Source organism: Microcoleus sp. SVA1B4 (assembly GCF_036700545.1).
GTDB lineage: Bacteria > Cyanobacteriota > Cyanobacteriia > Cyanobacteriales > Microcoleaceae > Microcoleus.
This window is the reverse complement of record NZ_JAUBPB010000017.1, coordinates 38,288-44,659: the sequence shown is the minus strand read 5'-3', so window position 1 is coordinate 44,659 and position 6,372 is coordinate 38,288. Positions and strand designations below refer to the sequence as shown.

Here is a 6,372-nt window from a genome sequence, read left to right as displayed (position 1 = left end):
AAGGGGGGGAACTGGTGGAATTCTCCCCTTGTAAAGGGGGGGAACTGGTGGAATTCCCCCCCCTTGGCAAGGGGGGGTTAGGGGGGGTTCCAGATGCTTTAGGAATAAACCGAATAATAGTTTTGTTAAATCGTGCAGAATTTTCGTAGCGATAGGCATCTTCGATAGTCTGAGAAAGAGTTTCGCTGTTGATTGGCGGGGTGTTGGCGGCTGGTTTGTGTTGAATGGCGATCGCACTTTTAATTTGTTGGCCCCCAACCGCATTCCCCGCGACAGCAGGAGTAATTGCTAGTTCTTTAATAACTGTATTGGGAAACCACTTCAGCGTGCCTTTGCCTTTTCTAGCGGCATCCTGCAAGATGTTAAATAGAATTTTGTGACCGTCGTAGGGCATGAAACACGAATAGCTAACCCAACAGCCTCCGGGATTTAGCCGCCCGTAATGTTGCTCGATCCGCCGCCGCAATTCGAGGTAGCCACGGGGGTAAAATAAGAGCGATCGCTGAGTATCTCTTTCATCGAGTGCGGAAGTTCCCTGGGAGGAAATTTGACCGCCTACCCAGTCAGTAATTTCAGTCAGGCAAACTGTGCGCCCCGCCAGCAAACCTTCGTAAGCGGTAGCAGCGCCTGCGAGCCCGCCGCCTGCTACTAGAATGTCGCAAGTTTCTGCATTGTCTGGATTACGCCCAGGTTCGGCAAATACTGGCGAAATGCTCCCTATCGCGGAAATTATGCCCAGGGTGAGGCTAAGGATCGATCGACCTTTGAGCACCAATAGATACTGTCGAAGTTTCATCGGAGATTGTGGAATTAATTTTGACATAGCGCGAAAAACACTCATCCCATCTAAATGTTTATTTTGCAGTATACTGGTATTTCGCGCTGTTGTCAGGGAAAACTTTTTTAGAGAAGAGGCATTAATACCAGCAACAACTATTGAACAGCCGGATGAACATTATGCTCAAGATAGTCAAATTTTTTAGGTTATTTATTCCGTTTGAGAGTTTAACAATTACTACCAGTTTAACTTTTTCGGAAGTTGTGTCCCGGTTGGAGGAAGTTGTCACTCCTCCCAAACTTTTTAGAGTAACACTACCCTTTGGCCCGCCACCTGCAAAACCCTATGAAGGAACAATCTCTGGCAAAAAATTCAAAATCAATCGCATCATCATCGGTCGCAAGTCATTGATCCCAATTATACAAGGAGATATACATCCTCAAAAGTTTGGTTGTTATATAAAAATTAGGATGACTTTACATAAAATAGTTCTAGGATTTCTGATTCTTTGGCTGTGGACAACGGGCAGTATTGGAATGTTTTCTTTATTTGCTTGGTTAGTCGAACCATCCGTGGGAGCCATATTTTTACCAATTTTAGGAATGTTTCTTTTTGGCTGGCTTTTGTGCTTGATTCCCTTTAAGATAGAAGCAAAAGCAGCTATAAAATTTTTGTCTATTCTCTTAACATAAAGTAATTTATAACTGCAATAGTGTAGCTGTATTATTAAAAATAATCTGGGTTCATCGGCATTCCCCCCAGTTAAAAAACTCCAAATTTATGCGTCAAAACCAACTGAAACAAAAAATTAAACAAGGCGAAACAGTCCTCGGTTTATTTATGAACTGCCCTTATCCCGCATTCATAGAAATCTGCGGTCACGCTGGATTTGATTTTGCCGTCATCGACATGGAACACGGCCCCCTGCACCCGCTTGCTGCTGAAGATTTGTGTCGCGCCGCCGACTGTACCGGAATTGCACCGATTGTTCGCGTCAGCAAAAACGACGGGCCACAAATTCAACGAGCTCTCGACATCGGCAGTGCAGGGGTTCAAGTACCTCAAATTGAAAGCAAAATCGATGCCGAAACCGCTGTCAAAAGCGCTAAATACAGTCCTCTGGGTACGCGAGGCCTTTCCTTCGCTACGCGGGCCGGACTTTACACCGCCGCAGGTACAAATATCACCGATCGACTCAACGAAGAATCCTTAGTTGTGATTCATGTCGAAGGCAAAGGCGGCATCGACAACCTGGCAGAAATTGTTACTGTGCCAGAGGTGGACGTGATTTTTCTAGGGCCTTACGATTTGTCACAGTCGATCGGCATTCCCGGCCAAGTCCGCGATCCCCGCGTCATCGACATGATGCAGGAGGCAGTGCAAACCATCCGCAAAGCAGGCAAAGCCGCCGGTACTTTTGCCGAAAACCCCGAAATCGCCCAGCAGTGGATTGATGCTGGCGTTCAGTACGTCACACTTGGGGTCGATGTTGCCGTTTTCCTGCGGGCCTGTCAGTCGCTGGTGAAAGCCGTCAATCGATTTTAGATTTTAGATTTTGGATTTTGGATTTTGGATTAAAAGAAGAACCAGCCACCGGATTCATTTTGCAAGCTTTACGATATCTTTGCAATTTTTGTAGTGTCTTTTACGACACATACAAAAAACCTGCGCTAGAGTAGAAGCATACACCTCCTCCAGGCAAAATTAGGGAGGGGAGCAAGGCTTCAGGGAGTAAAATCTATGAAAACCGTATTAGAATCCATTCATTTGGATTATGCCTTCATGTTTACTTTCAAAAAAGTAAACTCGATTAAGCTAGAAGGTTTCAAGGAATTTTTTGACGATATGCCTGTCGATCCGTATGTGAAAGGTAAGTATCGTTCGAGAAGATTATCGCGGTTTGCAGTCAACGGAAATGAGTTAGTTAAGTTACCTCACGGCTATTTGTATCAAAGCAAAACATACAATCCGCTAGTGGGTGATATCAGGCGGGAATTTGCCGAATTGGACGATCGACTAATCGCCCTCGATAATTTCAAACAGATGATTTTTGCTTTTTTCGATTCCTGCAAAATTCACCCGGAAGCTGAAATCGGCATCCATCAAATCAGGACGACTTGTTCGCCAAACAATTTCGGCAACCCCGCACCGGAAGGCATTCACCAAGACGGTACTGACTTTATCGGGATTTTCTCGGTGGACAGAACTAATATTGTAGGCGGGGAAACGCATTTGTACTTGGCTAAAAAAGAGAAGCCTGTTTTTAATAAAATTCTGCATCCGGGAGAATTGCTGCTAGTTAACGACCATGAGTTTTTCCACTTTACTACGCCGATTAAACCGGAATCTGAAGGAGTGGGAACCAGGGATGTCTTTGTGCTGACTTCTCCGAGTTTGCTTACCGATTGAGGAAAGTTGAGCAATTGCGCGTCTTTCGTTCGTAGTGAGGGCTTTACTCCTCTCTCTGGCGTTTAATCAATAGAGTTCTTGCAAAAGTCAAATTCACCCCCCTTAGTCCCCCCTTATTAAGGGGGGAAACAAGAATAATCTTGCCTCTTCCCCTGATTAAAGAGGAGGGTTGGGGTATGGTGCTTTGTATTTTTGCAAGAGTTCTAATCATGACTCAAGTCCTTACTACAAACCTTTCGTTCGTAGTGAGGACTTTAGTCCTCTTTCTGGCGTTTAGGATCGCGAATTAAATAATTTACACAAGTTTGTGGGTTGGGCGTCCCGCCCGCCCTTTCTGGACGGGCGGGACGCCCATCCCACAAGAACCATCACGCATTCTAAGTTATTTAATTCTCATTCCTTAGTCAATCATGACTCAAGTCCTGACTACAAACCTGCGTATTTTCCTAATAAACCCGGTTTATGCGTCTAACAACTCACAGATAAATCTTATCGAAACTTCCGTTCAGACTCTTGAATCGGAACATCATTAATGCTAGCTTCACGTCTTCGCATTAACCCATTTTCGGCAAATTCCCACTGTTCATTACCATAGGCGCGATACCAGTAGCCAGCATCATCGTGCCACTCATACTCAAATCGAACAGAAATCCGATTGTCTGTAAAACTCCACAGTTCTTTCTTTAAACGATAATCTAATTCCTTTGCCCATTTTCGTCTTAAAAAAGCCTTGATTTCTTCCCGTCCGCTGAAGAATTCGGCACGGTTTCGCCACTGAGAATCTTCCGTATAAGCTAAGGCTACTCGTTCGGGATCGCGGGTATTCCAGGCATCTTCAGCAGCTTGAACTTTGGCTTTAGCCGTTTCCAACGTAAAGGGCGGTAGAGGCGGTTTAGTTTCCATCAGCTTGGTTTTTTGTGATTATAAAAGATCGGGTGCGGGATGCTCGCGCTACAGAGAGAGTTTGGGGAATTTGATATCAATCCTCAGCATCGGGATCGATTCCCATTGCTCGCAGTCGCTAACTACAGCCAACGGAGTACAATCGCGCTCTTGCTCTCCATTACGGCTAGCAAATCCCAAAACATCCAATCTGCCAGAATGATGCTCTGGGGATGCTCGTAAAAATTTTTCACAAACGTACCGTTGGAGTCTGGCAGTTGGGCATAGTCGGGGAATGTACGAGGCCGACTTCTAGCAGTTATTGTCTCGTTCATCGTCTTTTCCGTACAGTTATTGTTTATTCTACTGCGAAATTTTAGATCCAGCCGATTGTAGACTCCAGCTAATATTAACTAAACCCAGCTAACCACAAGGGAAGCATCAACAGCAACCCGACAGAAGTGATGGCGATGCTACTAGCTAACAAATCGCGATCGAGCTCGTAGACTTCTGCTAAAATCAGCACAGAAAGAGCTGTGGGCGTTCCCGACATCAACACCAACACGAACCTCGGATCGCCGCTCAATCCGAAATAACTAGCACCCAACCCGATCAGCACCGGCACAATTACTACTTTTAACAGCGACGGGATTAACGCTAGTTCAAAACTTTCCCATTTCTTAATAGACCTCAGCCGGATGCCAACCAGCAGCAAAGCACTGGCAATTACCACCCAAACAGCAGTCTGCAATCCCGATTCCACTATTTCGGGCAGGGGGATGTTTCTAGTATAAAAACCAATTAAAAAAGCCCACAGGGCGGGAACTGTCAGCACGTCCCGGATCTGAGTCCACCAGTGATTTTTTTGCTCGGAGTTCCCAAAATAGCTAGCAATAAATACACCGAAACAATAAGTGCCAATAACGTTGTTAGTGACGCTGTACAAGACAGCCCAGTTGCTGTTATCGGTGCTGATGATAGACGGGGTGATTGCTAATCCAACAAAGCCCGTATTCCCTAACATCGCAGCTAGGATAAAACTCCCTTCGCTCGATCGCTTCAGGGAATTAAAATTTACTAAAAATAAATTTACTAGAGAATTTTTGCCCTGAAAATAGGGCTTTTGGATGTGGGCCGCACTCAGCCTACGCAATAATACCCAAGTCAGCCAAGCAAAACTCGTACTCAGAAATAACACGAATATGGCGATCGCCGGTGTGAATCCCACAGCACCAGAAAATTCGCTGTGACGGGCTAAAACTAGAATTTGCAGCGGTATCCCAATCCAGAAAAGAAAGTAGCTCAGCAGCTTGGGAAAATTAACTGGGATGTACCGAAACAGCAGCAGTCCCAAGCCCGTCCAGATAACTAGAGGCGTATAAGCGTGAAATAAGGTTTCAATCATAAAAATTTAACTAGACAATTGGAAATGCCTCTATCTATTAATAGTAATGCTAAAATCAGTTTAAAAAATGCAAATTGTCGTTAGCGGAGCCCTCGAAAAGGACCGCACTGGCACGCTTTTTCGTCCTAGCGTGTTCGCAGCAGTGCCAGCCCGAAAATTTCCGCCCAAATTCCCGCAGCTTCCAGGGCACAATCCTCAGATTCTCCGCGCCAAATGATGGCAGGTTTTTGCCTTCAGATTCACAAAACTTCTGTTAATTTCACAAGTGTGCGATCGAGCTATCTTACCTTGGACGAACAGATTTCCCACGTTTTCCTGCCGTTTCAAGCGAACGGAAACAGGGGGAGACTAAAGCTGCTGATGACTTGCACTCATTAATTCAATTTCAAAGCATTAACAGGCACCTCATCCCAAGAACTAACAGTCCGCAAAGTAGCAACCCAGCCCTGCTGTTTTTGCTCTGCCGTCAAATTCTTCTCAAAAGATTCGTGGCAATCCTTCGCTTGAGTCTCATCGCAACAAGCAATGCAAGAATAAAGAATGCCCGACGGATCGATTTGCTCGTTTACCCAAATAATCACGATCTACTCTCCCAATTAACTTAACTCTTATCTAAATTTTCCTATATTTTTGTCAATTAATTAGGTAGGTATTAATTAACCCCAGTGCGGCATTTTAGCTTAACAGGCAAGATGCCTGTTCCACATACAGGCAAGATGCCTGTTCCACATACAGGCAAGATGCCTGTGCCACACACAGGCAAGATGCCTGTGCCACACACAGGCAAGATGCCTGTGCCACACACAGGCAAGATGCCTGTTCCACACACAGGCAAGATGCCTGTTCCACACACAGGCAAGATGCCTGTTCCACACACAGGCAAGATGCCTGTTCCACA

At 45.3% G+C, this 6,372-nt stretch carries 8 protein-coding genes and 1 pseudogene; 3 read left to right on the top strand and 6 right to left on the bottom strand.

Features of this window, described 5'->3' with window-relative positions:
• On the bottom strand, nucleotides 1–796 hold a 796-nt coding region (locus QT987_RS10810; protein ID WP_333239664.1), incomplete at its 3' end, for an FAD-dependent oxidoreductase.
• A 245-nt stretch (nucleotides 797–1,041) separates the two neighbouring features.
• Here QT987_RS10810 and QT987_RS10805 point away from each other — a divergent pair.
• From QT987_RS10805 to QT987_RS10795, 3 genes are all read left to right on the top strand, one after another.
• Nucleotides 1,042–1,470, top strand: coding sequence for a hypothetical protein (locus tag QT987_RS10805; RefSeq protein ID WP_333239746.1), 429 nt, complete (start codon nucleotides 1,042–1,044; stop codon nucleotides 1,468–1,470).
• 88 nt (nucleotides 1,471–1,558) lie between these two features.
• Complete coding sequence (locus QT987_RS10800) at nucleotides 1,559–2,323, top strand: aldolase/citrate lyase family protein (RefSeq protein WP_333239662.1); 765 nt, start codon at nucleotides 1,559–1,561, stop codon at nucleotides 2,321–2,323.
• A gap of 195 nt (nucleotides 2,324–2,518) precedes the next feature.
• On the top strand, nucleotides 2,519–3,187 hold the full coding sequence (locus tag QT987_RS10795) for a 2OG-Fe dioxygenase family protein (protein WP_333139431.1): 669 nt from the start codon (nucleotides 2,519–2,521) through the stop codon (nucleotides 3,185–3,187).
• Nucleotides 3,188–3,676: 489 nt separating this feature from the next.
• On the opposite strand, the gene QT987_RS10790 is transcribed toward QT987_RS10795, so the two are convergent.
• The 5 genes and pseudogenes from QT987_RS10790 to QT987_RS10770 form a co-directional block, all read right to left on the bottom strand.
• Nucleotides 3,677–4,090 (bottom strand): nuclear transport factor 2 family protein, encoded by a 414-nt coding sequence (locus QT987_RS10790; protein WP_333239660.1) that lies wholly within the window; start codon nucleotides 4,088–4,090, stop codon nucleotides 3,677–3,679.
• Between the two features lie 188 nt (nucleotides 4,091–4,278).
• A pseudogene (locus QT987_RS10785) lies at nucleotides 4,279–4,404 on the bottom strand (Uma2 family endonuclease); the annotation flags it as partial.
• Between the two features lie 74 nt (nucleotides 4,405–4,478).
• A complete protein-coding gene (locus tag QT987_RS10780; protein WP_333239658.1) occupies nucleotides 4,479–5,474 on the bottom strand; it encodes an AEC family transporter in 996 nt (331 codons plus the stop codon).
• Nucleotides 5,475–5,848: 374 nt separating this feature from the next.
• Nucleotides 5,849–6,055: a glycogen debranching protein gene (locus QT987_RS10775; RefSeq protein WP_333038077.1), complete on the bottom strand. Its 207-nt coding sequence runs from the start codon at nucleotides 6,053–6,055 to the stop codon at nucleotides 5,849–5,851.
• Nucleotides 6,056–6,149: 94 nt separating this feature from the next.
• On the bottom strand, nucleotides 6,150–6,372 hold a 223-nt coding region (locus tag QT987_RS10770), incomplete at its 5' end, for a hypothetical protein (RefSeq protein WP_333239656.1).